Here is a 23,102-nt window from a genome sequence, read left to right as displayed (position 1 = left end):
CACGAACCGGACCGGGCCGGATGGCCGGGAAGGCGCTCTTGCGGGATACCGGCCGTTGTGCGGGTCGGTGTCTACACCGGCGGCCAGGGGATGGCCGGCCACTCCCCGCTCGGTTCCGGGTGCTTGCCGGACTCCAGAAGGGCCCCGACACGTGCGCGCGTGGCGTCCAGTTCGGCGGGGGTGATCAGCTCGCCGAGCCGGGCCGCCAGCGGTGCGCCGTCCTTCAGGGCGTTCTGGAGGGCGTCGAGCGCCGCCAGGGCCTCCGTGGTCAGCGGGTCGCCCGCCCAGCCCCACAGGAGCGTGCGCAGCTTGTTCTCGGCGTGGAAGGTCACCCCGTGGTCGATGCCGTAGAGCCGCTCCCCGGCCGCGGGCAGCAGGTGGCCGCCCTTGCGGTCGGCGTTGTTGACGACGGCGTCCAGGACGGCGAGCCGGCGCAGCCGCTCGTCGTCGGCGTGCACGAGCAGGGCGGTACGCCCCTCGTCGACCTCGGCGAACGCCACGGCCTTCCAGCCGGGGCCGGGCTCCTCGGCGTCCACCAGGGCCAGCAGTTCCGACTCGGGCACGGCGTCGATCCAGAGCTGGACCATGCCCTCGCCGTACGGGCCGTCGCGCAGCACGGTGGGCGGTACCAGGCCCCAGCCGGTCGCCTCGGAGACCTCGTACGCGGCGACCTCGCGCTGGGCGAGCGTGCCGTCCGGGAAGTCCCACAGGGGGCGCTCCCCCGCCACGGGCTTGTAGATGCAGGCCGCCTCGCGCCCCTCGTGGGACACCGTGCAGTACAGCGCCGCGTTGGACGCCTCACGGATGCGTCCGCGCACGGTGAGCTCGCCCCGGGCGAGCAGCTCGGCGGCCGCCGCGTCGGTGCTCACGCTCCGCGGCGGTATCCGTTCTGGCGCGGACATACGTGTCCTTCCGGGTCGAGCGGGAGGCTGCACAGCGGGCACGGCGGCCGCCCGGCGTTGACGACGTCGAGGGCGCGCTTGGCGAAGGCCCTGGCCTGCGCGCCGGTGAGGCGGACGCGGAGCATCGGGGGGCCGTTCTCCTCGTCCTGGAGGAGTCGCTCCTCGGCCTCCGCCAGGTCCTCCTCGGACTCGGCCTCGAGTTCGACGAGGGCCTGCGCCTCGACGATCATGCACTGGTCCTCGCCGTCCCAGGCGAGGGCCATGGTGCCGACCCGGAACTCCTCCTCGATGGGGGTGTCCAGCGGCGCCGTGTCGGCGTTCTCGGTGGGGGCCACGGCGGGGACGACGGTGCTGCCGCCGCTGCGCCGCACGACCTCGTCGAGGAGCTCGTCCATGCGTTCGGCGAGCGCGGCGACCTGCGTCTTCTCCAGGGCCACGCTGGTCACCCGGGCGCCGGCGATGGCCTGGAGGAAGAACGTACGGCGTCCGGGCAGCCCGACCGTGCCGGCCACGAAACGATCCGGTTGGTCGTAGAGGAACACCTGACGGGACACGTCCTGTCTCCATGGGAAGTCGGGGGAAGCGGGAACTGGGGGGCGGTCACTGCTGCGACCGCTTCACCCTACTGCGGCCGACGATCACGGTGCGCCCGCACCACCACCGACCGGGGCGTCGCCCTCGGCGGACTCCTCGCGCGGCGCGAGGGAGGCGAAGTCGCCGGTGTCGCCGAGGCGGACGAGGAACGGCCGCAGCCGGGTGTAGCGGATCGCGGTGACGGAGCAGGGCTCGACGGAGATGCGCTGGAAGAGGTCGAGGTGGAGGCCGAGCGCCTCCGCCACGAGGGACTTGATGATGTCGCCGTGGGAACACATGAGATAGACGGCGTCGGCGCCGTGGTCGCGCTCCACGCGCGCGTTCCACTCGCGCACCGCCTCGGCGGCGCGGGTCTGCATGGCGCGCATCGACTCGCCGCCGGGGAAGGCCGCCGCGGAGGGGTGCGCCTGCACGACCTCCATCAGTGGCTCGTCCTTGAGTTCGGCGAGCTTGCGGCCGGACCAGTCGCCGTAGTGGCACTCCCCGATGCGTTCGTCGGTGTGGGCCCGCAGTCCGGGGCGGGCGTCGAGCAGGGGCCGGACCGTCTCCTGACAGCGCTGCAGCGGGCTGGCGACGACCTCGGCGAGCGGCAGGCCGGCGAGCCGCCCGGGCAGCGCGGCGGCCTGCGCGGCCCCGCGTTCGTCGAGGGCGACGCCGGGCGTCCAGCCGGCGAGCAGCCCCTCGGTGTTGGCGGTGGAACGTCCGTGCCTGACCAGGATCAGCGTGGGCATGCGGACAGGGTAGGCATACGATCCGGCGCGCGGGCGCCGGGGCGGAGGGAGAAGACGTTCCGTTGATCGTCGACTGCGCCATCTACCGGGACGGGCACCGCACGGACGGGCCCCAGGATTTCTCCGACGCGCTCGGCGAGGCGCGGTCCGCGGGCGGCTTCGTCTGGATCGGGCTGCACGAGCCGACGGAGGAGGAGTTCGACCTGGTCGCGCAGGAGTTCGGGCTCCACCCCCTGGCCGTGGAGGACGCCCTGAAGGCGCACCAGCGGCCCAAGCTGGAGGTGTACGAGGACTCGCTCTTCGCCGTCCTGAAGCCGGTGGTGTACGAGCCGGAGAGCGACACCGTGTCCACCGGGGAGCTGATGCTCTTCCTGGGAGACGCCTTCGCGGTCGTCGTCCGGCACGGCGAGGGGTCCCCGCTGAAGGCCGTGCGGCAGCGCCTGGAACACGAGCCGGAGATGCTCGGCAAGGGCCCCACCTCGGTGCTGTACGCGATAGCCGACGCCACGGTCGACCACTACCTGGACGTGGCCACCGAACTGCAGACCGACCTGGAGGAGCTGGAGGCGGAGGTCTTCTCACCGGAGGGCGGCGGATCGCGGCACACGGCGTCGCGCATCTACAACTTCAAGCGTCAGATCCTGGAGTTCCGCCGCGCGACCGGGCCGCTGGCGCCGCCGCTGTCCCGGCTGGCCGGGGCGGCGTTCGGCACCGGGGTCCCGTTCGTCGACGACAAGGCACGGCCGTTCTTCCGGGACGTCAACGACCACCTCACGCGGGTGAACGAGTCGGTGGAGGGCCTGGACCGGCTGGTCTCGGACATCCTGTCCGCGCACCTGGCGCAGATGAGCGTCCGCCAGAACGACGACATGCGGAAGATCTCCGCCTGGGCGGCCATGGCCGCGGTCCCCACGATGCTCGCGGGGATCTACGGCATGAACTTCGACCACATGCCGGAGCTGCACTGGGTGTGGGCCTATCCGGCGGTGATCGCGCTGATGGCCGCCCTGGAGGTGCTGCTGTTCCGGCTGTTCAAGCGCCGGGGCTGGCTGTAGCGGCGGCTGCGTCAGGCGAGCTCGGGGGCGGCCGTCGCGGGTCCGCCGAGGGCGTCGCGCCGCTCGGGTGCCCGCAGGGTCACCATCCGGCGCCAGCCGGCCAGCCGCTCGTAGGCGTACACCGCGCGGATTCCCGCCGCGAGCAGCGCCGACCTCGCCCTGGACCAGCCGAGCAGACGGCCCATGCGGGCCATCACCGCGAGGCTGACGTCCCGGTGGACGCGGATCTCGGCGTGCGCGCACTCGCGCAGTGTCCGCTGGATGTAGCGGCCGTGTCCGGCGGCGGCGTAGCGCAGCAGTTCCTCGTGGGAGTAGGCGAGGTGGTTGTCCTCGTCGGCCGAGATCATGCGCACGGCGCGCCCCAGGTCGGGGTGGTCGGCGAAGTGCTTGAGGAGCAGCGCCATCTGCTCGGCCGCGCGCTGCTCGGTGACCCTGCTGTGCGCGAGGTAGGTGATGACGTCCCGTACGGTCAGGGCCTGGTCGGCCTTGAGCTTCTCGTGGGCGAGGCCGATGCCGTGCCGCTCCAGGAGCATGGTGTAGTCGGTGTCGGGGGGCACGTCGACGGGCTCCAGGCCGCGCTTCTTCAGCAGGGCGTTGAAGATCCGCCCGTGCTTGTCCTCGTCCGCGCCGTGCCGGGTGATCTTCGGGGCGAGGGCGCGCTCGCTCTCCGGGACCAGCGCCGCGATGCGCGCGTTCTCCCAGCCGCCCTGCGACTCGCCGCTGGCGGCGATGGAGCAGAAAAGACGGAAGGACTCGTCGTTGTCGAGGATCTCCTGGAACAGACTCTTCGCCGAAAGCATCGCTGGCACCTCTCTGCCTCCGCAGGGCTCCGCAGGGCTCCGCAGGTTCCGCGCGGTCTCCGCGGTCCCCGCGGGTCCCCACGAAGAACGAGTCAAGTGCGGGACGCGGGACACGGCAACAGGTGCGAGGGGGAAGTCCGCCGAACGGAGGAGGTTGCGCGCGCGAGGGGGCGTAACCACACGCGTGCGGAGGCGTTGTTCCGCATGACGGCCGTGGCGGGGAAGACCCCCGAGCCCCCACCACGGCCGCAGAACTTCGCCGACGGGCCCGTGTCAGGCGAGCCCGGCGCGCTCCAGGGCCTCGGTGCCGGCGCGGAGCGAGGCGATCCGCTCGTCCAGGGTGAAGCCTGCGGGAGCGAGGGTGAGCGTGGTGACACCGGCGGCGGCGTAGGCCTTCATCCGGTCCGCGATCCGCTCGACACTGCCGAGCAGCGTCGTCCGGTCGATCAGGTCGTGCGGCACCGCCGCCGCGGCGCCCTGCTTGTCGCCGGACAGGTACTTGTCCTGGATCTCGGCGGCCTCCCGCTCGTAGCCCATGCGCTGGGCGAGCTGGTTGTAGAAGTTCTGCTTGCGGCTGCCCATGCCGCCCACGTAGAGGGCGGTGTAGGGGCGGAAGGTGTCGGCGAGCGTGGTGACGTCCTTGTCGTCGCCGAGGGCGAGCGGCAGCGTGGGGACGATGTCGAACCCCTCCAGACTCTTCCCGGCCTTCTCGCGTCCGGCGCGCAGGTGCCGGACCGCGGTCTCCTCCAGGTGATCGGCGGACGGGAAGATCAGCAGGGCGCCGTCGGCGATCTCGCCGGTCTGCTCCAGGTTCTTCGGGCCGATCGCGGCGATGTACAGCGGAATGTGCTCGCGCTGCGGGTGCACCGTCAGCTTGATCGGCTTGCCGGGGCCGCCGGGCAGCGGCAGCGTCCAGTGCTGCCCCTCGTACGACAGCCGCTCCCGGGTCATCGCCCTGCGCACGATCTCGACGTACTCGCGGGTGCGGGCGAGGGGCTTGTCGAACTTCACGCCGTACCAGCCCTCGGAGACCTGCGGGCCGGAGACGCCGAGGCCGAGGCGGAACCGGCCGCCGGAGAGGGAGTCGAGGGTGGCGGCCGTCATGGCGGTCATGGCCGGCTGACGGGCGGGGATCTGGAAGATGGCCGAGCCGACGTCGATGCGCTCGGTCTGGGCGGCGACCCAGGTGAGCACCGTCGCGGCGTCCGAGCCGTAGGCCTCGGCGGCCCAGCACACGGCGTAGCCGAGCCGGTCGGCCTCCTTGGCGACGGCCAGGTTGTCCGCGTCCATTCCGGCACCCCAGTAGCCGAGGTTGATCCCGAGCTGCATGGCCGATTCCCCTTACCGATCAGTAACGTCTGTGGTGCCCCGACCCTAGCGTGCGGATTCCGGTTGTCCACAGGCCCCCACAGCGCAAGCCGTGGCCAGTAATGTCGGCGTTCATGGAGCAGAGGCATCTCGGCCGCACCGGCCTGCGCGTGTCCCGCATCGGGCTGGGCACCCTCACCTGGGGCAGGGACACCGACGAGCACGACGCGGCGGATCTCCTGAAGACCTTCTGGGAAGCGGGCGGGACCCTCGTCGACACCGCGGACGTGTACGGCGACGGAGAGGCCGAGTACCTGCTCGGCCGGCTCATGGAGGGTCTGGTGCCGCGCCGGGATCTGGTGATCTCGACCAAGGCGGGCAGCGTGCCGGACCCCGACCGCCGCTTCGACGGCTCGCGCGGCCACCTGCTCTCCGCGCTGGACGCCTCCCTGGCCCGGCTGGGCACGGACCACGTCGACGTGTGGCACCTGCACTCCTTCGACCCGCACACACCGCTGGAGGAGACGCTGCACGCCCTCGACGTGGCCGTCAGCAGCGGCCGCGCCCGCTACGCCGGGGTCGCCGACTTCTGCGGCTGGCAGCTGGCCAAGGCGGCGACCTGGCAGCTGGCGGCGCCGGGCGCGCGCAACCGGCTGGCCAGCACGCAGATGGAGTACTCGCTGCTGCAGCGCGGCGTCGAGCGGGAGGTGCTCCCGGCCGCGCTGGACCTGGGCATCGGTCTGCTGCCCTCCTCGCCGCTGGGCCGGGGCGTCCTCACGGGCAAGTACCGCAAGGACGCGACGCCGCCGGACTCGCGGCGCGCGTCGGAGCACCTGGCCCCCTTCGTCGAGCCCTACCTCGACGACACGGCCGGTCACATCGTGGACGCGGTGGCGACGGCGGCGGACGGCCTGGCGGTGACCCCGCTGCAGGTCGCCCTGGCGTGGGTCCGGGACCGGCCCGGGGTGGTCGCCCCGGTCATCGGCCCGCGCAACGCGCAGCAGCTCACGGCGGCGCTGTCAGTGGAGAGCCTTAGTCTTCCTGACGAGATCTGCCGGGCCCTCGACGACGTGTCGGCGCCCGTGCACCGCTATCCCGATCACGACTGGAGCACGCTGTGAGCACGCAGCCCGAACCCGCCGAGGACACCGCGGACGCCGTGGACACCGAGCCGGGAGCGCCGGGCACCGCGCGGGAGTCCGGGCGGAGCGACGCCGACGCGGACACCGCCGGGGAACCGCAGGCCTCGGCGCCCGCCGACGCCGACGCCGACGCGGAGGAGACTGCCGGGGAGGCCGGCGGAGACGCCGGTGCGGCGGGTGAGGGCACGGCGGCTCAGCCGTCGGAGGCCGAGGCCGAGCTGGCCGCCCAGCGGCTGGAGCGGGAGCGGATCGAGCGGCGCAAGGCCGAGAGGCAGCAGCCGATCGACAGCGGGGCCAAGCTCAGCGGCACGGCGGCCGAGCTGCTCGCCGCCGTGCGCGCCGTGGAGAGCGGTGAGAAGCCGCCCGCCACGGTCTTCGGCGAGACCCGGCCCGCGCCCCGCCGCCCCGCCCCCGAGCCGGTACGGCGTCCGCAGCCGGCGCCCGCCGAGCCCGCCGCCGTGCCCGCGGGACCCGCGCCCGGGACCGTCCAGGCCGTGCGGCGCGTCCTGGCCGAGGGCGGCGCCCCCGAGACACTCGCGCCGCAGGCCGCCGCGCTGCTCGGGGAGACGGCGGAGGAGTCGCTGCGCGCCGACCCCTGGCAGCTGCTGCGGGTCGCCGGGGTCCGGCCCGAGCAGGCCGACGGATTCGCCCGGGCGCTGCTCGGCGCGGAGTGCGGCCCGGACGACGAGCGGCGGGGACGTGCGATCACCGTCTGGCTGCTGGAGCAGGCGGCCCTGACCGGGCACACGGCCCTGGAGCTGCCCCTTCTCACGGCCGCGCTGGCCCAGCGGGGCGTGCCGGACCCCGACGCCGCCGCGCAGAGCGCGCTCGCCGAGGGTGAGGCGCTGGCCTTCCAGGACGCCCTGGAGGAGACCGGCGCCCGCCCGGGCGGGCCGGACGCGGGGCCGGGGGACACGGACGAGGCCGAGGAACGCCCGGTCCGGGTGCTGGTCGGCCTGGAGCGGTACGCGCTCGCGGAGGAGAGCCTCGCCGACGGCCTGGCCCGGCTGGTCGACTCGGTGCCGAAGCAGGACGGTGCGGCGGAGGACTGGGAGCGGGCCGCCGCGTCCGCGCAGGGTTCCGCCGCCGACCTGATCCGCGCGGTCGCGGGACACGGGCTGGTGCTGCACACCGGCGGGGAGGCGTCCCTGGCCGAACCGGCGGCCCTGCTGCGTGCCGCACAGGGTCTCGGGCTGCGCGTCTGGGCCGCCGCGCACGGCCCGCTCGGCCGCGACCGCTTCGCCGCCGTGCTGGGCGAGGGACCGGCGGTGCCGCACGCGGACTCCCCCGCGGCGGACGGCCCGGCCGCGGCCGGCGCTCCCGTCGTCACCCTGGCCGGGCTGCTGGCGGGGGCCGAGGGGCCCGGGCGCGATGCGGACGGTGCGCTGGACCTCGATCTGCTCGTCGTGCTCGACGCGCCGCAGGTGGACGTCGAGACGGGCGCCCTGCTGGCGGAGTCGCTGCCCGACGGGGCACGGCTGGTGCTGGCCGGCGACCCCGGTGTGCTGTGGTCCGTGGGTCCGGGGCGGGTGTTCGCGGATCTGCTGGCGGCGCGGATCTGCCCCCAGATCGCCTCGCGGTGTCCGGATCCGGGCCCGCTGGGCGAGCTGGTCTCCGGCATCGGCATCGGTGAACTGAGCCAGGTGGAGGCGCCCGGCAAGGAGGTCGTGATCGTGCCCGTGCGGGACGCCGGCGAGGCCGTGCACCGCACCGTGCAGCTCGTCGCGGACTCGGTGCCGCGTGCCATCGGTGTCCCCGCCGAGGAGACCCAGGTGATCACGCCGGGCCACGGCGGCGCGGCGGGCACCCGGGCGCTCAACGCGGCGCTCAAGGAGCGGCTGAATCCGGGTCCCGGCCGCTTCGGCGGCTTCGACCCCGGCGACCGTGTCGCCTACTCCCCCGTGCCGGGCCGTACGGTGCCGGGCCGCGTGGTGGGGGCCGACGCCGACGGACTGCGCCTGTCCTGCGCGGGCGAGGACGTGGTGGTCCCGAAGGAGCGGCTGGAGCGGACCGTGCGGCACGGCTGGGCGCTGACCGCGCACCAGGCGGTCGGCGGCCGGTGGCCCGCGGTGGTCGTGGTGCTGCCCGGCGACGCCGTGCCGGCGCTGAGCCGCCCGTGGGTCTACACGGCCTTCGGCCGGGCCGTGCGGCATCTGTCCGTGGTGCACGGGGTGGACCAGGCGCTGCCGCGTGCCGTGGCCGAGGTGCAGGCCAAGCCGCGCACGACCCGGCTGCCGGCGCTGCTCGCTCCGCAGGTCCCGGCGAGCGGCTGAGCCCCGCCGGGCGCGGTGGGCCCCGCCCGGATGCGACGGCGGCGGTCACGGGGACGTGCCCCGTGACCGCCGCCGTACGTGCTCGTGCCGCTCAGCGATCCGCGCGCAGCGGCTCCGGTTCGCCGTCCTCCTCCTCGAGGTCCTCGAGGTCCTCGCCGTCCTCCTCCAGCTCCGGCACGTCGTCGTCATCGTCGTCGTCATCGTCGTCGTCGAACTCGTCGTCGAAGACCGCGCTGACGTCGAAGCGGCAGACCACTCGTTGCGGATCGACCTGGTCGAACGGTGCGTCCAGCCACTCGCCCGGTTCGGCGGTGTCGTCCGCGGCCGTCACCCAGAGCGTGGAGTCGCCCTCCTCCAGGCCGAACTCCTTGTGCCGGGAGGCGATCTCGTCCGCCTCGAACTCGCCGAACAGGATGCCGAGCGCACCGTGGACCGTGCCGGCCACGTCCGCGCCCACGGCCGCCTCGTCGTCGGCCGCCTCGATCCGCCGCGCCTGTGCCATGAGCCGCTGCGGCTCCGCCACGGCGTAGTCGCGGCGGATGAGCACGCTCAGCGCGTTCGGTTCCTCGGGGCCCGTGTACGGCGGCGTCTCCTCCGCGCCGGGGATCTCGAAGGGGGTCACCTCGTCGTAGCGGTCGTAGAGCAGTTCGTCGTACGCCTCCGCGGCCGCGGCCAGCTCGTTGAACGCCTGGTAGACGGCCGGGTCGTCCTCCCCCGACCGGCGTTCGACCGCGGCCAGGTGGCGGTCGAGCGCGGTCTTGACCGCCTCGGCGGCGGCGCGTACCTCGGCAGCGGTGGGCTGCGCAGCATCAGACATAGTGCAGACGCTATCCGTACCGGGCCCCAGCCCGCACAATAGATGCGATGCCGGAATACGAATTTGTCGACGTGTACGTGCCACGCGGGGTGTCCCGCAAGGAGACGACGCGTCTGCTGACCGACCACGCCGAGTACGGACACTGGGAGCTCTACCGCCTGAGCCTGTTGCGCGACGGCAGTCGCCGGGTGCGGCTGCGACGGCGGATCATCCGCCAGGTGCGCGCCACCTGGTGATCGCCGGGGCCCGGGGAGACCCGGCGGCGGAAGCGGAGCGGGCCCCGCCGGTGCGGGGCCCGCTCCGTGTGCCGGTCCGCCGCGTCAGGCCGAGGCGCGCGCCTTGCGGTAGAGCACCGTCCCCGCGAGCAGCGCGCCCGCGCCCACCGGGAGGGCGAGCCCCAGCGGCAGCTCGCTGCCGGTCTCGGCGAGCTGCGCGTCGTCCCGCGGCTGGGTGACGGTGTGGGTACCCGGCTGGTTGACGTGCGAGGAGCCGCCCGGCGTCTCGTCGCCGGGGTTACCGGGGGTGCTGGGGTTGCCGGGGGTACCGGGGTTACCCGGCCGGCCCGGCTCACCGGGGTTACCCGGCTGACCCGGGTTGCCGGGCTCACCAGGATTGCCGGGGTTGCCGGGGTTACCAGGGTTGCCGGGCTCACCAGGCTCACCCGGGTTGCCCGGCTCACCCGGGTTGCCCGGCTCACCCGGGTTGCCGGGCTCACCGGGCGGGGTCGAGTGGTGTCCGCCGCCCCCGTTGACGCAGTCGTTGCCCGCGGCCGGGTTCAGGGCGCCCACCACGTTGACGCTGTTGCCGCAGACGTTGACCGGTACGTGCACCGGCACCTGCACCGTGTTGCCGGAGCCGACCCCGGGCGAGCCGGTGGCGCGGCCGTCGGCGTGCGCACCGCCGTGGCCGCCGGACGAGGCGCCGCCCCGGTTGGCGCACGCGTTGCCCACCGCCGGGTTGAGGACGCCGATGACGTCGACCGTGTTGCCGCAGACGTTGACCGGCACGTGCACCGGCACCTGCACCGTGTTGCCGGACAGCACGCCGGGCGAATTCGACGCGGATCCGTGTGCCCCGGAGTCGGCGTGAGCGGCACCGCCCACCGCGGCGAACACACCGGTGGCGGCCGCCACCGTCATCAGGCCCTTGCGGGTGACCTGTCGCATTTCCGAAATCCCTGCCTTGCCCTAGTCCCGAAGCGCCGGGAATCCGTCGTGTCCGGCGCTGATGAAATGCTGATGTTCTTTGCCTGGAAGACCGTCGGCCCCGGAGCGCGTGGCGCGCGCTCCGGGGCCGACGGACTCGGACCCTCAGGGGGCGAGACGCAACGTCACTTGTTGATGCAGACGTTGCCGAAGGCGGGGTTCAGCAGGCCGATCACGGAGATCGTGTTGCCGCAGACGTTCACCGGGACGTGCACGGGAACCTGGATGACATTGCCGGAAACGACGCCCGGGGAGTGGGCGGCGACGCCCTGGGCGCCGGAGTCGGCGGCGGCCACACCCGCACCCGCGAGAACGAGACCACCGGTGGCAACCGCAGCGGCGACGACCTTCTTGAGCATTATTCCTCCTAGTTGACAAAGGCGATCCGAGATTGCCGATCGCATCACCTGTAACGAGGACGGAGTAATGAGGCTACGAGCCTATGAGCGCATTCACCCTTCCCGGTAACGTCCCGTACGTGCGGCCGAATACCGGTGAAGGGTGACGTCCCGTTTTCCGCGGGACGGATCAGGACGCGTCGATGAACCGGTCGAGCACCCGCACGCCGAACTGCAGGCCGTCCACCGGCACGCGCTCGTCGACGCCGTGGAACATGCCCGCGAAGTCCAGCTCCGGCGGCAGCTTGAGGGGCGCGAAGCCGAAGCCCCGGATGCCGAGGTCGTCGAAGGACTTGGCGTCCGTCCCGCCGGAGAGCATGTACGGGATCGCCTTCGCGGCCGGGTCCTCGGCCACCAGCGCGGACTGCATCGCGTCCACGAGGGCTCCGTCGAACGTGGTCTCGACGGCCTTGTCGGAGTGGACGTCCTCGCGCCGCACCTTCGGACCGAGGATCCGGTCGAGGTCGGCCAGGAACTCCTCCTCGTGTCCCGGCAGGAACCGCCCGTCGACGTGCGCGGTCGCCTCGCCGGGGATGACGTTGACCTTGTAGCCGGCGCCGAGCTGGGTGGGGTTGGCGGTGTTGCTCAGCGTCGCGCCGATGAGCTTGGCGATGCCGCCGAGCTTGGCGAGGGTCCCCTCCATGTTCTCCGGGTCGAGCTCGGTGCCGAGGGCGTCGCCCAGTTCGTCGAGGAAGGCCCGGGTCGTCTTCGTGACGCGGACGGGGAAGGTGTGCCGGCCGAGGCGCGCGACGGCCTCCGACAGCTCGGTGATGGCGTTGTCGCGGTGGATCATCGACCCGTGCCCGGCGGTGCCGGCCACGGTCAGCTTCATCCAGTGCATGCCCTTCTCGGCCGTCTGGATCAGGTACAGCCGGCGCTGCTCGCTCACGGTGAAGGAGAAGCCGCCCACCTCGCTGATCGCCTCGGTGACGCCCTCGAAGAGGTGCGGGTGGTTGTCGACCAGGTGGCGCGCGCCGTACGTGCCGCCGGCCTCCTCGTCGGCGAGGAACGCGAGGACGATGTCCCGGGGCGGCTTGCGCCCGCTGCGCATCCGGTCGCGAACGACCGCGAGGGTCATCGCGTCCATGTCCTTCATGTCGACCGCGCCGCGTCCCCACACGCACCCGTCGGCGACCTCGCCGGAGAACGGGTGGTGCGTCCAGTCGTCCGCGTTGGCCGGGACGACGTCGGTGTGGCCGTGGATGAGCAGCGCGGGCCGTGACGGGTCCTCGCCCTCGATCCTGGCCACCGTGGAGGCGCGCCCCGGGTGGGACTCGAAGATCTGCGGCTCCAGTCCCACCTCGGCGAGCTTCTCGGCGACGTACTCCGCCGCCTTGCGCTCGCCGGGGCCCGAGTGGTCGCCGTAGTTGCTGGTGTCGATCCGGATCAGCTCGCGGCAGAGGTCGACGACCTCGTCCTCGCCGGTGACGCTCCTGGCCGTGTCCGACTCGCTCACGTGCTTCCTCCCGCTGTCACTGCTGGTGGGTCCCCCTCATCCTCCCCCTCCGGCCGCCCGGGCCCAAGACCGGACCCGGCCCGTCGCACGCCGTTCACGCCGGGGCGTGGGGTGATCGGGCACCCCCGAAAGCCTGGTAATGTTTACGTCGTCGCCACGGGGAACACCCCGCGCGGCAGACACCTTGTCCGGGTGGCGGAATGGCAGACGCGCTAGCTTGAGGTGCTAGTGCCCTTTATCGGGCGTGGGGGTTCAAGTCCCCCCTCGGACACCAGATCAGACCCCTGCTGAGCAGGGGTCTTCTGCTTTTCCGGGACAGTTCCGGAGCAGGCACAATGGCCGTCATGACCACGCGTTCCTGCCCGTGCGGGCTGCCCGAGGCGTACGAGAAGTGCTGCGGCCGTTTCCACGCGGGGACGGCGTCCGCGCCGAGTGCCGAGGCGTTGATGCGTTCGCGGTACAGCGCCTTCGTGAAGGGCGACGCCGGGTACCTGCTGCGGACGTGGCATCCGCGGACGCGGCCGGCGCGCCTGGACCTGGACCCGGGGACGCGCTGGACCGGGCTGGAGATCCTGGACACGGCAGACGGGTCCGCGTTCCACTCCACCGGCACGGTCACCTTCCGCGCTTCCTACCGCGGCGGCTCGCTGCACGAGCGGAGCCGGTTCGAGCGGGTCGACGGGGCATGGGTGTACGTCGACGGGGAGTTCCTCGCCTGACCCGCCCGGTCCCGCTACGGCGCCAGGACGTCCAGTTCCTGCAGCGCGCCCACGGTGATCTCGCGGGTCAGCCGCTCGGCGCGCTCGGCGTCCCGCGCGCGGACGGCCTCGGCGACCTGGACGTGCAGGGTGACGGCGGCGGGGTCGGGGTCCTCGAACATCACGTCGTGGTGCGTGCGTCCGGTCAGGACCTCGGCGACGACTCCGCCGAGGCGGGCGAACATCTCGTTGCCGGACGCCGTCAGGATGACGCGGTGGAAGGCCACGTCGTGGAAGAGGTACCCCTCCAGCTTGTGGCCGCGGGAGTTGGCGACCATGCCCAGCGCGCACTCGGTGAGCTCCGCGCACTGCTCCGAGGTGGCGTGTCTGGCGGCCAGCCCCGCCGCGACCGGTTCGACCGCCGACCGCAGCACGGTCAGCGAGCGCAGCTGGCGCGGGCGGTCGGCGCCGGCCAGGCGCCAGCGGATGACCTGCGGGTCATAGACGTTCCACTCGCACTCGGGCAGGACGGTCACGCCCACGCGGCGGCGCGACTCGACCAGGTGCATGGACTCCAGCACGCGGACGGCCTCGCGCATCACGGACCGCGACACCTCGAAACGCTGCGCAAGCTCGTCCGTGCGCAGAACGCTGCCCGCGGGGTGGACGCCCGCCGTGATGTCGGGGCCGAGGGTGTCCAGTACGCGGCCGTGCAGCCCCCGGCCCGGTGTGCTCATGCACTCAGCGTACGGGGCGGATCACGGCAACAAAAAGTCAGACTTATATGTCACACGCTCTTGAATTTGTCGTACCTAATGGGTTTCAGTGGCGTCGACATCACGTGTCGACGAAGACAGCAGACAGCGAGAGTGCGATGCAGCAACTGCACACCCCCCATGTCGTCGTGGTCATGGGCGTAGCGGGCACCGGGAAGACCACCATCGGTCCCCTGCTCGCGGCCCGGCTCGGCGTTCCCTACGCCGAGGGCGACGACTTCCACCCGCCGGCCAACATCGCCAAGATGACGGCCGGAACCCCGCTCACCGACGAGGACCGCTGGCCCTGGCTGGACGCCATCGGCGGCTGGGCGCACGGGCGGGCCGGGCTCGGCGGGGTGGTGAGCAGTTCCGCGCTGAAGCGGTCGTACCGCGACCGGCTGCGGGCCGCCGCTCCCGGGGTCGTCTTCGTCCACCTCACGGGCAGCCGCGAGCTGATCGAGGACCGGATGTCGCACCGTGAGGGGCACTTCATGCCGACGGCCCTGCTCGACTCCCAGTTCGCCACGCTCCAGCCGCTGGAGCAGGACGAGGCCGGGGTCGCGGTGGACGTCGCGGGCAGCCCCGAGGAGATCACCGAGCGGGCGGCGAACGCCCTGAAGGCCCTCCCCGAGCCGGCCCTGTAGCCCCGCGGCCCGGCAGCGGGCCGCCCCGCACGACCTCCCCCGGGGCCGTGCCGCCCGGTGCGCACGGCTCCGCCCCTCCCCCCTCCGTATCCCCCGAATCCCCATCACCGCAAGGGAATCACCGTGACCAGACTCAGCGTCGAGATGCTGGCAGCGGACACCGCCGAGCCGATCACCTCCGCCGGCCATGCCCAGCTGGGCATCGCCGTGCTGTTGGGCATCGCCGTCATCGTCCTGCTCATCACCAAGTTCAAGCTGCACGCCTTCCTGTCCCTGACCATCGGGACGCTGGCGCTCGGCGCGTTCGCCGGGGCTCCGCTGGACAAGGTCATCGCCAGCTTCACCACCGGGCTCGGCTCGACGGTCGCGGGCGTGGGCGTCCTGATCGCCCTCGGCGCGATCCTCGGCAAGATGCTCGCCGACTCCGGCGGCGCCGACCAGATCGTGGACACCATCCTGGCCAAGGCGAGCAACCGGTCGATGCCGTGGGCGATGGTGCTGATCGCCTCCGTCGTCGGGCTGCCGCTGTTCTTCGAGGTCGGCATAGTCCTGCTGATCCCCGTCGTCCTGATGGTCGCCAAGCGCGGCAACTACTCCCTGATGCGCATCGGCATCCCGGCGCTGGCCGGTTTGTCCGTGATGCACGGCCTGGTCCCGCCGCACCCCGGCCCGCTGGTCGCGATCGACGCGATCGGCGCCAACCTCGGCGTGACCCTGGCGCTCGGCGTCCTGGTCGCGATCCCGACGGTGATCATCGCCGGTCCGGTGTTCTCGAAGTACGCGGCCCGCTGGGTGGACGTGCCCGCCCCCGACCGCATGATCCCGCAGCGCGCCTCGGAGACGCTGGAGAAGCGTCCCGGCTTCGGCGCCACCCTCGCCACGATCCTGCTGCCGGTCGTGCTGATGCTCGCCAAGGCGCTCGTCGACATCATCGTCGACGACCCCGACCACCTGGTGCAGCGCGTCTTCGACGTCGTCGGTTCGCCGCTGATCGCCCTGCTCGCCGCGGTGATCGTGGGCATCTTCACGCTGCTGCGGCCCGCCGGATTCGCCAAGGACCGGGTCTCGGGCCTGGTGGAGAAGGGCCTCGCGCCCATCGCGGGCATCCTCCTGATCGTCGGCGCGGGCGGCGGCTTCAAGCAGACGCTGATCGACTGCGGCGTGGGCCAGATGATCCTGGAGATCTCCGAGGACTGGTCGATCCCGGCGCTGCTGCTGGCCTGGCTGATCGCGGTGGCGATCCGGCTGGCGACCGGTTCGGCGACGGTGGCGACCGTGTCGGCGGCCGGCCTGGTGGCGCCGCTGGCGGCCGACATGTCGACGGCCCACGCGGCCCTGCTGGTCCTGGCCATCGGCGCCGGCTCGCTCTTCTTCAGCCACGTCAACGACGCCGGCTTCTGGCTGGTGAAGGAGTACTTCGGCCTGAACGTCGGCCAGACCATCAAGACCTGGTCCCTCATGGAGACCATCATCTCGGTGGTCGCGGGCGCTCTGGTGCTGCTGCTCTCCTTGGTGATCTAGCGGTACGACGACGGCGCCCGTTCCCGGTCCACGGGGCGGGCGCCGTCGTCGTGCCGTACCGCGCGCACGCGGCTCAGGGCGTCTTCCCGGCAGCCGCCTTGTCCAGCTGGAAGGCCTCGTTGCCCAGGCCGATGCGGGCGTGCCGCTCGGGGGCGCGGGCCCGCAGGACCAGGCCCTGCACCAGGCCGCCGGCCGCGGCGAGGCCGATGATGCCGGGCAGGGCCCAGCTCAGGGCCGAACCGGGGCCGGCGCCGACGAGGACGTCGAAGTCCTTCACCGTGTACCCGGCGATCACCAGCAGGGCGACCCCCGCGACGGCGGAGGTCACCAGGCGGACGCCCTGGGCGCCGGCGGCGCCGCGGCGGACGAAGAAGGCGACCACGGAGAACGATGCCGCGGCCATCAGCACGATCACCCCGAGGGCGCCGACGTTGCCGCCCCAGGTGAACAGGTGCAGCACCGGCCCGGTCGGGTCGCCGGCCGGCTTGTCGTCGGCGATCGCGAAGCCGGTGACCACGACGGCGGACACGGCGGTCTGGAGCAGCGAGCCGGTGCCGGGCGCGCCGCTGGTGCCGCTGGTGCGTCCGAAGGCGGCGGGCAGCAGGCCCTCCCGGCCCATGGCGAAGGCGTACCGGGCGACGACGTTGTGGAAGCTGAGCAGCGCGGCGAACATGCCGGTGACGAAGAGCACGTGCAGGACGTCGGTGAAGGTGCCGCCGAGCCGGGACTCGGTGAGGAAGAAGAGCAGTCCCGCGCTCTGCTCCTGCGCGGTGCCGACGATCCGGTCGGGGCCGGTGGCGACGGTCAGGGCCCAGCTGCTGAGCGCGAAGAAGACGGCGACACCCCCGACGGCGAGGAACATCACGCGCGGCACCAGGACGTGGGGCCGGCTGGTCTCCTCGGCGTAGACGGGGGCCTGCTCGAAGCCGAGGAAGGCGGCGATGCAGAAGCACAGCGCGGTCCCGACCCCCGCCCCGGTCAGTGTGCCGGGATCGAAGGCGTGCAGCGACAGGCCCTGGGCGCCCGGGTCGGCGACGGCGGCGATGTCGAACACCACGACGAGGACGACCTCGATGAGCAGGAGCACACCCAGCACGCGCGCGTTGACGTCGATCTTCAGCCACCCCAGGGTGCCGACCGCGAGCACGGCCAGCAGCGCGGGGATCCACCAGGCGATGTCGAGGTCGGCGTAGGTGGACAGCAGGCCGGAGACCTCGAAGCCGAAGATGCCGTAGATGCCGACCTGGAGCGCGTTGTAGGCGACCAGGGCGACGAGGGCGGCCCCCGCGCCGGCGGTGCCGCCGAGGCCGCGGGAGATGTACGCGTAGAAGGCGCCCGCGTTGTGGACGTGGCGGCTCATCTCGGCGTACCCGACGCTGAACAGGATCAGCACCACGCCCAGGATCACGAAGAGCAGCGGCTGGCCGACGATGCCCATGACCGCGAACGTCGTGGGCATGACACCTGCGACCACCATGAGGGGCGCGGTGGCGGCGAGGACGGACAGGAGCAGTCCCCCGGTGCCCAGCCGGTCCGCGCGCAGCGCCCGCTCCTCCCCCTTGAAGGTGCTGATGCCTGCGGCGCTCGTGGCTCCGCTCGTGCGTGAACTGCCCGTGGCCATGGGGGGACCGTCCTCACTGTGGGTGTCGGGGTGTCAGGTCGTGCCCAGCGCGCCGGCGCGGGCGGCGCGGAAGGCGGGGTACGGGTCGCGGTCCGGGTACGACCACGGAGCGGGCGTGGGGTGCTCGCCGATGCGGTGGAACAGGGCGGCGGCCTCGGCGCCGCGGCCCTCGCTGGACTTGGCGTGCGCGAGGAAGTTGAGGTCGACCAGGCGGCGCGGGTGGTCGTCCTGCTCCCACTCCAGCCACCAGTCGAAGGCCGCCTTCATCACGAGCCTGGCCCGGCGGCCGACCCAGTGGCCGGACGCCTTCGGGTCCGCGGACCGGTGCCCGGCGGCGGCGAGCACCCGGTAGCGCTCGGCGTGCGCGACCACCGGGAGGACGGCCAGCGGGGAGTCGGCGGGTGCCTGTTCGGCGGCCCAGTTGGCGAAGTCGTAGACCTCGTGGAGCGGGTCCGGACCGTCGTCGCCGCGGCGTTCGGCGAGCCGGGCCACCATCAGGTGGTGGGCGTGGTGGTGGTCGGCGTACCGGCCGCGCACCTGCTCGAAGGCGCGGACGACCTCCTCGTCCGGGCCGAGCGTGCGCTCCAGCAGGAGCAGCCCGAGCCAGGGCGTGGGATCGGCGGGCACCAGTGCGGCGGCGTCCCGGCAGGCCTCCCGTGCCCCGGCGGGCCTCTCCTTCCCGTGCAGGGCGCGGTGGACGAGGGCCAGGGCGAGCAGGACGCGGGCGTCGGCGGAGTCGGGCTCGGCGAGCAGCCACTCGCGGGCCCAGGCGGCGCAGTAGGGCTCCTTGGCGAGGACGGTGACCCGGTGGCCGCGGCGGTCCCAGTCGTCACCCGTGTGGACGAGCAGGGAACGGGCGGACTGCCAGCGCCCCTGGGCCAACGCGGTCCGTGCGGTGACGAGTTCGGCGTCGTCGAGGGCCTCGTCGAAGGCCTGGGCCGCGCGTCTGCGGCCGCGGCCGAGGGGAGGCGGGGGTGGGGGCACCGCGGGAACTTCCTCACGCGACCCGGGGGGTCGTCGTAGCCGGTTTGCCATGAGCTGATCACGCACAGCAAACCGGCAGCCAAGGCTTGGCGTCAAGGCCCGTCGGACCGTTACACGCGTCAACTGGCGTTTCTCGTGGGCCACTTGTGATGCGCACCGCCGTCTCCCGGCAGCGTCGGCCACCCGGATGCGGGCACTTGTCCGGCACGCCGGACCCGCCCGCACTAGAGTCGGTCTCTCACGCACCCCGTGGCCCGGCCTGACGATCGAGGTACGCAGCGTGTCGGTTCTGGTTCTGGTTCTCGCCGTGAGTGCCGCGTGCTGCCTGGGCTTCGGTTTCGTCCTCCAGCAGAACGCCGCCCAGCGCGCCCCGCTGGGTGACTTCCTCTCCCCGCGGCTGCTGCTCGACCTGGTGCGGGTGCCGCGCTGGCTGGGCGGCACGGGGCTCATGGTGGCCGGAATGGTGATGGGCGCGATCGCGCTGGCCGGCGGCGAGATCACCCTGGTCGAGCCGCTCCTCGCGACGAACCTGCTCTTCGCCCTGGCGCTCTCCCGCGCACAGACCCGGCAGCCGCTGGGCCGTCAGGGCTGGGCGGGGCTCGCGCTGCTGGCCGGCGGGGTCAGCGCGTTCATCGTGGCGGGCGAGCCGCGCGGCGGCAGCGCGGTGACCGATCCGGTGCGCCACTGGGTGATCTTCGGGGTGGTGCTGGGCCTCGCCCTGCTGCTGACGGCGTGTGCCGGGCGGGCGCGGCTGACCTGGGGTCCGGCGCTGCTGGCACTGGCCGCGGGGCTGGTGTACGGGGTGCAGGACGCGCTGACGCGGGTCAGCGGGGAGCGCTTCTCGACGGGTGGAGCGGCGGCACTGCTGACCGGCTGGCAGCCGTACGCGGTGGTGGTGCTCGGCGTCACCGGTCTGGTCCTGGTGCAGAGCGCGTTCGAGACGGCGCCGCTGCGGCGGTCGTTGCCCGCCCTGACGGCGGCTCAGCCGCTCGCGGGCATCGCCTGCGGGGTCGGCTTCCTCGGCGACCGGCTGCGGACCGACGCCGGGGCACTGGCGTGGGAGGCGGGCGGTCTCGCGGCGGTGGTGACGGGCATCGTGCTGCTCGGCATGCATCCGGCGATGCCGCAGGGCACGGGCGAGCGGGGGCCGGCGCGGGACCTCCAACGGCGCTGACGCCGGCCCGCCGGCCGCTGCTTGGATGGGGGCATGAGCGCTGCTGACGAGATCCTCGACATCGTCGACGAGAACGACCGGGTGACCGGGCAGGCCCGGCGGGCCGACGCGTACGCGCGGGGGCTGCGGCACCGCTGCGTGTTCGTGCGGGCCCGGGACGCGCGGGGCCGCGTCTTCGTCCACCGCCGCACGCCGACGAAGCTGGTCTTCCCTTCGCTGTACGACATGTTCGTGGGCGGGGTGGTGGGTGCGGGCGAGTCCTACGACGACGCGGCGGTGCGGGAGGCGGAGGAGGAGCTGGGGGTGCGGGGGCTGGCGCGACCGGAGTTCCTGTTCAAGTTCCTGTACGACGACGGGGACGGGCGGACGTGGTGGTCGGCGGTGTACGACGTGCGCTGCGAGGCGCCGGTGGCTCCGCAGGTGGAGGAAGTGGCGTGGTGGGGGTTCCTGGAGGAGGCGGAGGTGGAACGGCGGCTCGGGGAGTGGGAGTGGGTGCCGGACGGGCTGGCGGCGTATGCGCGGCTGCGGGCCTGGCGGGGCGAGGGGGCGTGACGTGACCGCTCCCTGTGGCGGGCGGGTGGACCACGTGGCCTCCACGGGGTGCCCGGCGCGGGTGCGGGCCGGGGGCGGGTGACGCGGCCCGGCGCTGCCGGGGTGCCAGGCGTTGAGGTAGGCCCGGGGGTGGGTGACGCGGTCCGGTGCTGCCGGGGTGCCCGGCACGGATGCGGGCCGGGGGCGGGCGACGTGGCCCGGCGCTGCCGGGGTGCCCGGCGCGGATGCGGGCCGGGGGCGGGCGACGCGGCCCGGCGCTGCCGGGGTGCCGCTGCGCCCACCCGTGCCGCCCCAGCGGCACGACTGCCCGCAGCTACGACCGGCGTCGTCCAGCGGTGGCTGCCCACAGCTACGACCGGCGTCGTCCAGCGGTGGCTGCCCACAGCTACGACCGGCGTCGTCCAGCGGTGGCTGCCCACAGCTACGCCCGGCGTCGTCCAGCGGTGGCTGCCCGCAGCTACGACCGGCGTCGTCCGGCGGTGGCTGTCCGCAGCTGGGGCGGCACGACGGCTCCGGCCCGTGCCGCGCGCTACGCGCACCACCGCCGGAGGCACCCGCAGGCACCCTCCCGATAGGGTCCCCGCGTGATCGAATTCGTGCGGAACTTGCGGCTCTGGTTCGTGCCCGAGGAGGTGCGGCAGGAGGGCGGCACGCCCGACTACCGGTTCTCGCTCGCCAACGAGCGCACCTTCCTGGCCTGGCTGCGCACCGCCCTCGCCCTCATCGGCGGCGGATTCGCGGTGGACCAGTTCCTGCCCGACCTGCGCTGGGGCTGGCGGGTCGGACTCGCCCTCGCGCTCCTCGCGGCCGGCGTGCTGTGCTCCCTGCGCGCCGTCAACCACTGGGTGCGCTGCGAGCGCGCGATGCGCCGCGGCGAGGACCTCCCCGTCTCCCGTTTCCCGGCCCTGCTCAGCCTCGTGGTCGCGGTCGTCGCCCTCGTCATGGTCGTCGTCGTCCTCGTCGGGTGGGAGGGATGAGCCGGGACCCCGGCCTCCAGCCCGAGCGCACCCGGCTCGCCTGGCGCCGCACGACCCTGTCCTGCACCGTCGCCGCCGTGCTCGCCGTGAAGGCCGCGCTGCACGCCGGCCCGACGCCCTCCGCGCTCGTCGCCACCGCACTGTGCTGCGCCCTCTGGCTGGGCTTCCTGTACCTCGCCCACCGCCGCATCCGCACCCTCGCCTCGACGAACCGGCCCCCGGTCGTCGCCCCCGGCAACGCCACGGCGGCCGCTCTGTGCACGGTGGGGCTGGCGGTGTGCGGCGCGGTCCTGGTCCTCTAGGAGCCGGGGGCGGAGCCCTCTAGGACCCGCCCGCCTCCCAGTCCACCGTCACCACGATCTTCCCCCGCGTCCGCCCCTCCTCGTTCCGCCGGTACGCGTCCGCCGCCCGCTCCAGCGGGAACGTCTCCGACACGTGCACGGCGACCGCCCCCTGCTCCGCCAGCTCGGTCAGCCTCAGCAGGTCCTCGGCGTCGGGGCGCACGAAGACGTACCGCCCGCCGTAGTCGATGACGTCCGGATCGGTGATCGACACCAGACGGCCCTCGGTGGCCAGCAGGTTCGCCGAGATCCTCAGCGTCTCCCCGCCGACCGTGTCGAACACCGCGTCCACCCCCTCGGGCGCCAGCCCCCGCACCCGTTCGGCCAGGCCCTCCCCGTACGTCACCGGTTCCCCGCCGAGCCTGCGCACGTAGTCGTGGTTGCGCTCACTGGCCGTACCGATGACCCGCGCGCCCAGGTGCCGGCCCAGCTGGACGGCGACCGAGCCGACCCCGCCCGCGGCGGCGTGCACGAGGAGGGTCTCGCCGCGCCTGACGCGCAGCGCCTTCACCAGGACCTGGTAGGCGGTCAGCCCGGTCAGCGGCAGCCCGGCCGCCTCCTCGTAGGTGAGGTTGCGCGGCTTGCGCGCGAGGGTGCGCACGGGTGCCGCCACGTACTCGGCGAAAGTCCCGCGGGAGAGGAAGTCCTCGCGGACGTAGCCGATGACCTCGTCCCCGACGGCGAACTCCGTGACGGACGCGCCGGGCTGGACGACGACCCCCGACACGTCCCATCCCGTGACCACCGGGAACACCGGCTCGAGGATCGCGTCGAGGTGCCCCTCGCGGCACTTCCAGTCCACGGGGTTGACGGCGGCGGCCCGTACCTTCACCAGCACGGAGTCGGGGCCCACCCTCGGATCGCGGACGTCGCCGTACTCCAGCACCTCGGGGCCGCCGTACCGTGCGTAGCTGATCGCCTTCATGGCTCCGACCCTCCGGGGCGCCCGCACGCCGCGCAAGCGGAACGGCCCGATATCCACCCTTCGTACGACGTCCGCACGGCAGCCTGCCCGGCGTCGCCGGCCGGCGGTCCCCCTTGCACGCCGCCCGCGACGGCCGCCGTTATCGTGGCCCCGATCACGTTCCGCTCACCCACTGGACGCCATACCGACCGGTCGGCATCATGAGTCGGGTACTGTTCACCAGCCC

At 73.3% G+C, this 23,102-nt stretch carries 24 protein-coding genes and 1 tRNA gene; 12 read left to right on the top strand and 13 right to left on the bottom strand.

From position 1 onward, the window contains the following. Window positions 1–71 precede the first annotated feature (71 nt). The 3 genes from ACGF3H_RS33870 to ACGF3H_RS33860 all read right to left on the bottom strand — a co-directional run bounded on the left by ACGF3H_RS33870 (window position 72) and on the right by ACGF3H_RS33860 (window position 2,227). On the bottom strand, window positions 72–902 hold the full coding sequence (locus ACGF3H_RS33870) for an SCO1664 family protein (RefSeq protein WP_362494287.1): 831 nt from the start codon (window positions 900–902) through the stop codon (window positions 72–74). Beyond that, window positions 866–1,456 (bottom strand): DUF3090 domain-containing protein, encoded by a 591-nt coding sequence (locus ACGF3H_RS33865; protein WP_362494284.1) that lies wholly within the window; start codon window positions 1,454–1,456, stop codon window positions 866–868. The genes ACGF3H_RS33870 and ACGF3H_RS33865 overlap by 37 nt, the downstream gene beginning before the upstream one ends. Before the next feature lie 84 nt (window positions 1,457–1,540). Beyond that, on the bottom strand, window positions 1,541–2,227 hold the full coding sequence (locus ACGF3H_RS33860) for a histidine phosphatase family protein (RefSeq protein WP_362494282.1): 687 nt from the start codon (window positions 2,225–2,227) through the stop codon (window positions 1,541–1,543). Window positions 2,228–2,289: 62 nt separating this feature from the next. Here ACGF3H_RS33860 and corA point away from each other — a divergent pair, with 62 nt between their 5' ends. Continuing rightward, window positions 2,290–3,282: a magnesium/cobalt transporter CorA gene (gene corA, locus ACGF3H_RS33855; protein ID WP_362494280.1), complete on the top strand. Its 993-nt coding sequence runs from the start codon at window positions 2,290–2,292 to the stop codon at window positions 3,280–3,282. Window positions 3,283–3,293: 11 nt separating this feature from the next. On the opposite strand, the gene ACGF3H_RS33850 is transcribed toward corA, so the two are convergent. Together ACGF3H_RS33850 and ACGF3H_RS33845 are read right to left on the bottom strand one after the other, a co-directional pair. Further along, window positions 3,294–4,082, bottom strand: coding sequence for a ferritin-like domain-containing protein (locus ACGF3H_RS33850; protein WP_362494277.1), 789 nt, complete (start codon window positions 4,080–4,082; stop codon window positions 3,294–3,296). Window positions 4,083–4,355: 273 nt separating this feature from the next. After that, complete coding sequence (locus ACGF3H_RS33845) at window positions 4,356–5,411, bottom strand: LLM class F420-dependent oxidoreductase (RefSeq protein ID WP_362494274.1); 1,056 nt, start codon at window positions 5,409–5,411, stop codon at window positions 4,356–4,358. Between the two features lie 113 nt (window positions 5,412–5,524). Here ACGF3H_RS33845 and ACGF3H_RS33840 point away from each other — a divergent pair, with 113 nt between their 5' ends. Both ACGF3H_RS33840 and ACGF3H_RS33835 read left to right on the top strand, forming a co-directional pair. Continuing rightward, on the top strand, window positions 5,525–6,511 hold the full coding sequence (locus ACGF3H_RS33840) for an aldo/keto reductase (protein ID WP_362494271.1): 987 nt from the start codon (window positions 5,525–5,527) through the stop codon (window positions 6,509–6,511). Next, the gene (locus tag ACGF3H_RS33835) at window positions 6,508–8,805 is read left to right on the top strand and encodes a helix-hairpin-helix domain-containing protein (protein WP_362494268.1); all 2,298 of its coding nucleotides are present in this window, start codon (window positions 6,508–6,510) and stop codon (window positions 8,803–8,805) included. Before ACGF3H_RS33840 ends, ACGF3H_RS33835 begins: the two co-directional genes overlap by 4 nt. Window positions 8,806–8,896: 91 nt before the next feature. Here the strand turns inward: ACGF3H_RS33835 and ACGF3H_RS33830 are convergent, their stop codons facing one another. Continuing rightward, the gene (locus ACGF3H_RS33830) at window positions 8,897–9,622 is read right to left on the bottom strand and encodes a hypothetical protein (protein WP_362494265.1); all 726 of its coding nucleotides are present in this window, start codon (window positions 9,620–9,622) and stop codon (window positions 8,897–8,899) included. Between the two features lie 47 nt (window positions 9,623–9,669). Between ACGF3H_RS33830 and ACGF3H_RS33825 the strand changes: the two genes are divergently transcribed. After that, window positions 9,670–9,858: a DUF5703 family protein gene (locus tag ACGF3H_RS33825; RefSeq protein ID WP_027758838.1), complete on the top strand. Its 189-nt coding sequence runs from the start codon at window positions 9,670–9,672 to the stop codon at window positions 9,856–9,858. A gap of 84 nt (window positions 9,859–9,942) precedes the next feature. Here ACGF3H_RS33825 and ACGF3H_RS33820 read toward each other — a convergent pair whose 3' ends face one another. The 3 genes from ACGF3H_RS33820 to ACGF3H_RS33810 form a co-directional block, all read right to left on the bottom strand. Beyond that, the gene (locus ACGF3H_RS33820; RefSeq protein WP_362494261.1) at window positions 9,943–10,788 is read right to left on the bottom strand and encodes a chaplin; all 846 of its coding nucleotides are present in this window, start codon (window positions 10,786–10,788) and stop codon (window positions 9,943–9,945) included. Between the two features lie 164 nt (window positions 10,789–10,952). After that, complete coding sequence (gene chpH / locus ACGF3H_RS33815; protein WP_362494258.1) at window positions 10,953–11,186, bottom strand: chaplin ChpH; 234 nt, start codon at window positions 11,184–11,186, stop codon at window positions 10,953–10,955. A gap of 169 nt (window positions 11,187–11,355) precedes the next feature. Continuing rightward, on the bottom strand, window positions 11,356–12,681 hold the full coding sequence (locus ACGF3H_RS33810; RefSeq protein ID WP_362494256.1) for a M20/M25/M40 family metallo-hydrolase: 1,326 nt from the start codon (window positions 12,679–12,681) through the stop codon (window positions 11,356–11,358). A gap of 186 nt (window positions 12,682–12,867) precedes the next feature. Between ACGF3H_RS33810 and ACGF3H_RS33805 the strand changes: the two genes are divergently transcribed. Together ACGF3H_RS33805 and ACGF3H_RS33800 are read left to right on the top strand one after the other, a co-directional pair. Beyond that, window positions 12,868–12,955, top strand: a tRNA-Leu gene (locus ACGF3H_RS33805). Between the two features lie 70 nt (window positions 12,956–13,025). Continuing rightward, the gene (locus ACGF3H_RS33800; RefSeq protein WP_362494254.1) at window positions 13,026–13,400 is read left to right on the top strand and encodes a YchJ family metal-binding protein; all 375 of its coding nucleotides are present in this window, start codon (window positions 13,026–13,028) and stop codon (window positions 13,398–13,400) included. A gap of 14 nt (window positions 13,401–13,414) precedes the next feature. On the opposite strand, the gene ACGF3H_RS33795 is transcribed toward ACGF3H_RS33800, so the two are convergent. Continuing rightward, on the bottom strand, window positions 13,415–14,116 hold the full coding sequence (locus ACGF3H_RS33795; protein ID WP_362494251.1) for a FadR/GntR family transcriptional regulator: 702 nt from the start codon (window positions 14,114–14,116) through the stop codon (window positions 13,415–13,417). Window positions 14,117–14,253: 137 nt separating this feature from the next. Between ACGF3H_RS33795 and ACGF3H_RS33790 the strand changes: the two genes are divergently transcribed. Beyond that, window positions 14,254–14,781: a gluconokinase gene (locus ACGF3H_RS33790; protein WP_362494248.1), complete on the top strand. Its 528-nt coding sequence runs from the start codon at window positions 14,254–14,256 to the stop codon at window positions 14,779–14,781. Window positions 14,782–14,904: 123 nt separating this feature from the next. Then, window positions 14,905–16,302: a gluconate:H+ symporter gene (locus ACGF3H_RS33785; protein ID WP_362494245.1), complete on the top strand. Its 1,398-nt coding sequence runs from the start codon at window positions 14,905–14,907 to the stop codon at window positions 16,300–16,302. Window positions 16,303–16,375: 73 nt separating this feature from the next. On the opposite strand, the gene ACGF3H_RS33780 is transcribed toward ACGF3H_RS33785, so the two are convergent. Then, window positions 16,376–17,923 (bottom strand): APC family permease, encoded by a 1,548-nt coding sequence (locus ACGF3H_RS33780; protein ID WP_362494242.1) that lies wholly within the window; start codon window positions 17,921–17,923, stop codon window positions 16,376–16,378. A 33-nt stretch (window positions 17,924–17,956) separates the two neighbouring features. Further along, window positions 17,957–18,907, bottom strand: a complete 951-nt coding sequence (locus tag ACGF3H_RS33775; RefSeq protein ID WP_362494239.1) for a hypothetical protein — start codon at window positions 18,905–18,907, stop codon at window positions 17,957–17,959. 280 nt (window positions 18,908–19,187) lie between these two features. Here ACGF3H_RS33775 and ACGF3H_RS33770 point away from each other — a divergent pair, with 280 nt between their 5' ends. The 4 genes from ACGF3H_RS33770 to ACGF3H_RS33755 all read left to right on the top strand — a co-directional run bounded on the left by ACGF3H_RS33770 (window position 19,188) and on the right by ACGF3H_RS33755 (window position 21,912). Then, a complete protein-coding gene (locus ACGF3H_RS33770; RefSeq protein WP_362494236.1) occupies window positions 19,188–20,081 on the top strand; it encodes a DMT family transporter in 894 nt (297 codons plus the stop codon). Between the two features lie 33 nt (window positions 20,082–20,114). Continuing rightward, window positions 20,115–20,633: an NUDIX domain-containing protein gene (locus tag ACGF3H_RS33765; RefSeq protein WP_362494234.1), complete on the top strand. Its 519-nt coding sequence runs from the start codon at window positions 20,115–20,117 to the stop codon at window positions 20,631–20,633. A 584-nt stretch (window positions 20,634–21,217) separates the two neighbouring features. After that, window positions 21,218–21,610 carry a DUF202 domain-containing protein gene (locus ACGF3H_RS33760; protein WP_362494231.1) on the top strand — a complete coding sequence of 131 codons (393 nt, stop codon included), beginning with the start codon at window positions 21,218–21,220 and terminating at the stop codon, window positions 21,608–21,610. Continuing rightward, window positions 21,607–21,912, top strand: coding sequence for a DUF202 domain-containing protein (locus tag ACGF3H_RS33755; protein ID WP_362494228.1), 306 nt, complete (start codon window positions 21,607–21,609; stop codon window positions 21,910–21,912). The genes ACGF3H_RS33760 and ACGF3H_RS33755 overlap by 4 nt, the downstream gene beginning before the upstream one ends. 19 nt (window positions 21,913–21,931) lie before the next feature. On the opposite strand, the gene ACGF3H_RS33750 is transcribed toward ACGF3H_RS33755, so the two are convergent. Then, window positions 21,932–22,876 (bottom strand): NADP-dependent oxidoreductase, encoded by a 945-nt coding sequence (locus ACGF3H_RS33750; protein ID WP_362494225.1) that lies wholly within the window; start codon window positions 22,874–22,876, stop codon window positions 21,932–21,934. Between the last annotated feature and the right edge of the window lie 226 nt (window positions 22,877–23,102).

It is taken from the genome of Streptomyces sp. NPDC048185 (assembly GCF_043202495.1).
Lineage (GTDB): Bacteria > Actinomycetota > Actinomycetes > Streptomycetales > Streptomycetaceae > Streptomyces.
The sequence above is the reverse complement of the archived record's forward strand: the minus strand, read 5'-3'. Positions and strand labels throughout refer to the sequence as shown.

Bases quoted from the DNA above. Each gene is read 5' to 3' on its own strand.
- ACGF3H_RS33870 (WP_362494287.1), bottom strand. From the start codon at position 902: ATGTCCGCGCCAGAACGGATACCGCCGCGGAGCGTGAGCACCGACGCG.
- ACGF3H_RS33860 (WP_362494282.1), bottom strand. From the start codon at position 2,227: ATGCCCACGCTGATCCTGGTCAGGCACGGACGTTCCACCGCCAACACC.
- ACGF3H_RS33850 (WP_362494277.1), bottom strand. From the start codon at position 4,082: ATGCTTTCGGCGAAGAGTCTGTTCCAGGAGATCCTCGACAACGACGAG.
- ACGF3H_RS33845 (WP_362494274.1), bottom strand. From the start codon at position 5,411: ATGCAGCTCGGGATCAACCTCGGCTACTGGGGTGCCGGAATGGACGCG.
- ACGF3H_RS33840 (WP_362494271.1), top strand. From the start codon at position 5,525: ATGGAGCAGAGGCATCTCGGCCGCACCGGCCTGCGCGTGTCCCGCATC.
- ACGF3H_RS33830 (WP_362494265.1), bottom strand. From the start codon at position 9,622: ATGTCTGATGCTGCGCAGCCCACCGCTGCCGAGGTACGCGCCGCCGCC.
- ACGF3H_RS33825 (WP_027758838.1), top strand. From the start codon at position 9,670: ATGCCGGAATACGAATTTGTCGACGTGTACGTGCCACGCGGGGTGTCC.
- ACGF3H_RS33820 (WP_362494261.1), bottom strand. From the start codon at position 10,788: ATGCGACAGGTCACCCGCAAGGGCCTGATGACGGTGGCGGCCGCCACC.
- chpH (WP_362494258.1), bottom strand. From the start codon at position 11,186: ATGCTCAAGAAGGTCGTCGCCGCTGCGGTTGCCACCGGTGGTCTCGTT.
- ACGF3H_RS33800 (WP_362494254.1), top strand. From the start codon at position 13,026: ATGACCACGCGTTCCTGCCCGTGCGGGCTGCCCGAGGCGTACGAGAAG.
- ACGF3H_RS33795 (WP_362494251.1), bottom strand. From the start codon at position 14,116: ATGAGCACACCGGGCCGGGGGCTGCACGGCCGCGTACTGGACACCCTC.
- ACGF3H_RS33790 (WP_362494248.1), top strand. From the start codon at position 14,254: ATGCAGCAACTGCACACCCCCCATGTCGTCGTGGTCATGGGCGTAGCG.
- ACGF3H_RS33780 (WP_362494242.1), bottom strand. From the start codon at position 17,923: ATGGCCACGGGCAGTTCACGCACGAGCGGAGCCACGAGCGCCGCAGGC.
- ACGF3H_RS33765 (WP_362494234.1), top strand. From the start codon at position 20,115: ATGAGCGCTGCTGACGAGATCCTCGACATCGTCGACGAGAACGACCGG.
- ACGF3H_RS33755 (WP_362494228.1), top strand. From the start codon at position 21,607: ATGAGCCGGGACCCCGGCCTCCAGCCCGAGCGCACCCGGCTCGCCTGG.
- ACGF3H_RS33750 (WP_362494225.1), bottom strand. From the start codon at position 22,876: ATGAAGGCGATCAGCTACGCACGGTACGGCGGCCCCGAGGTGCTGGAG.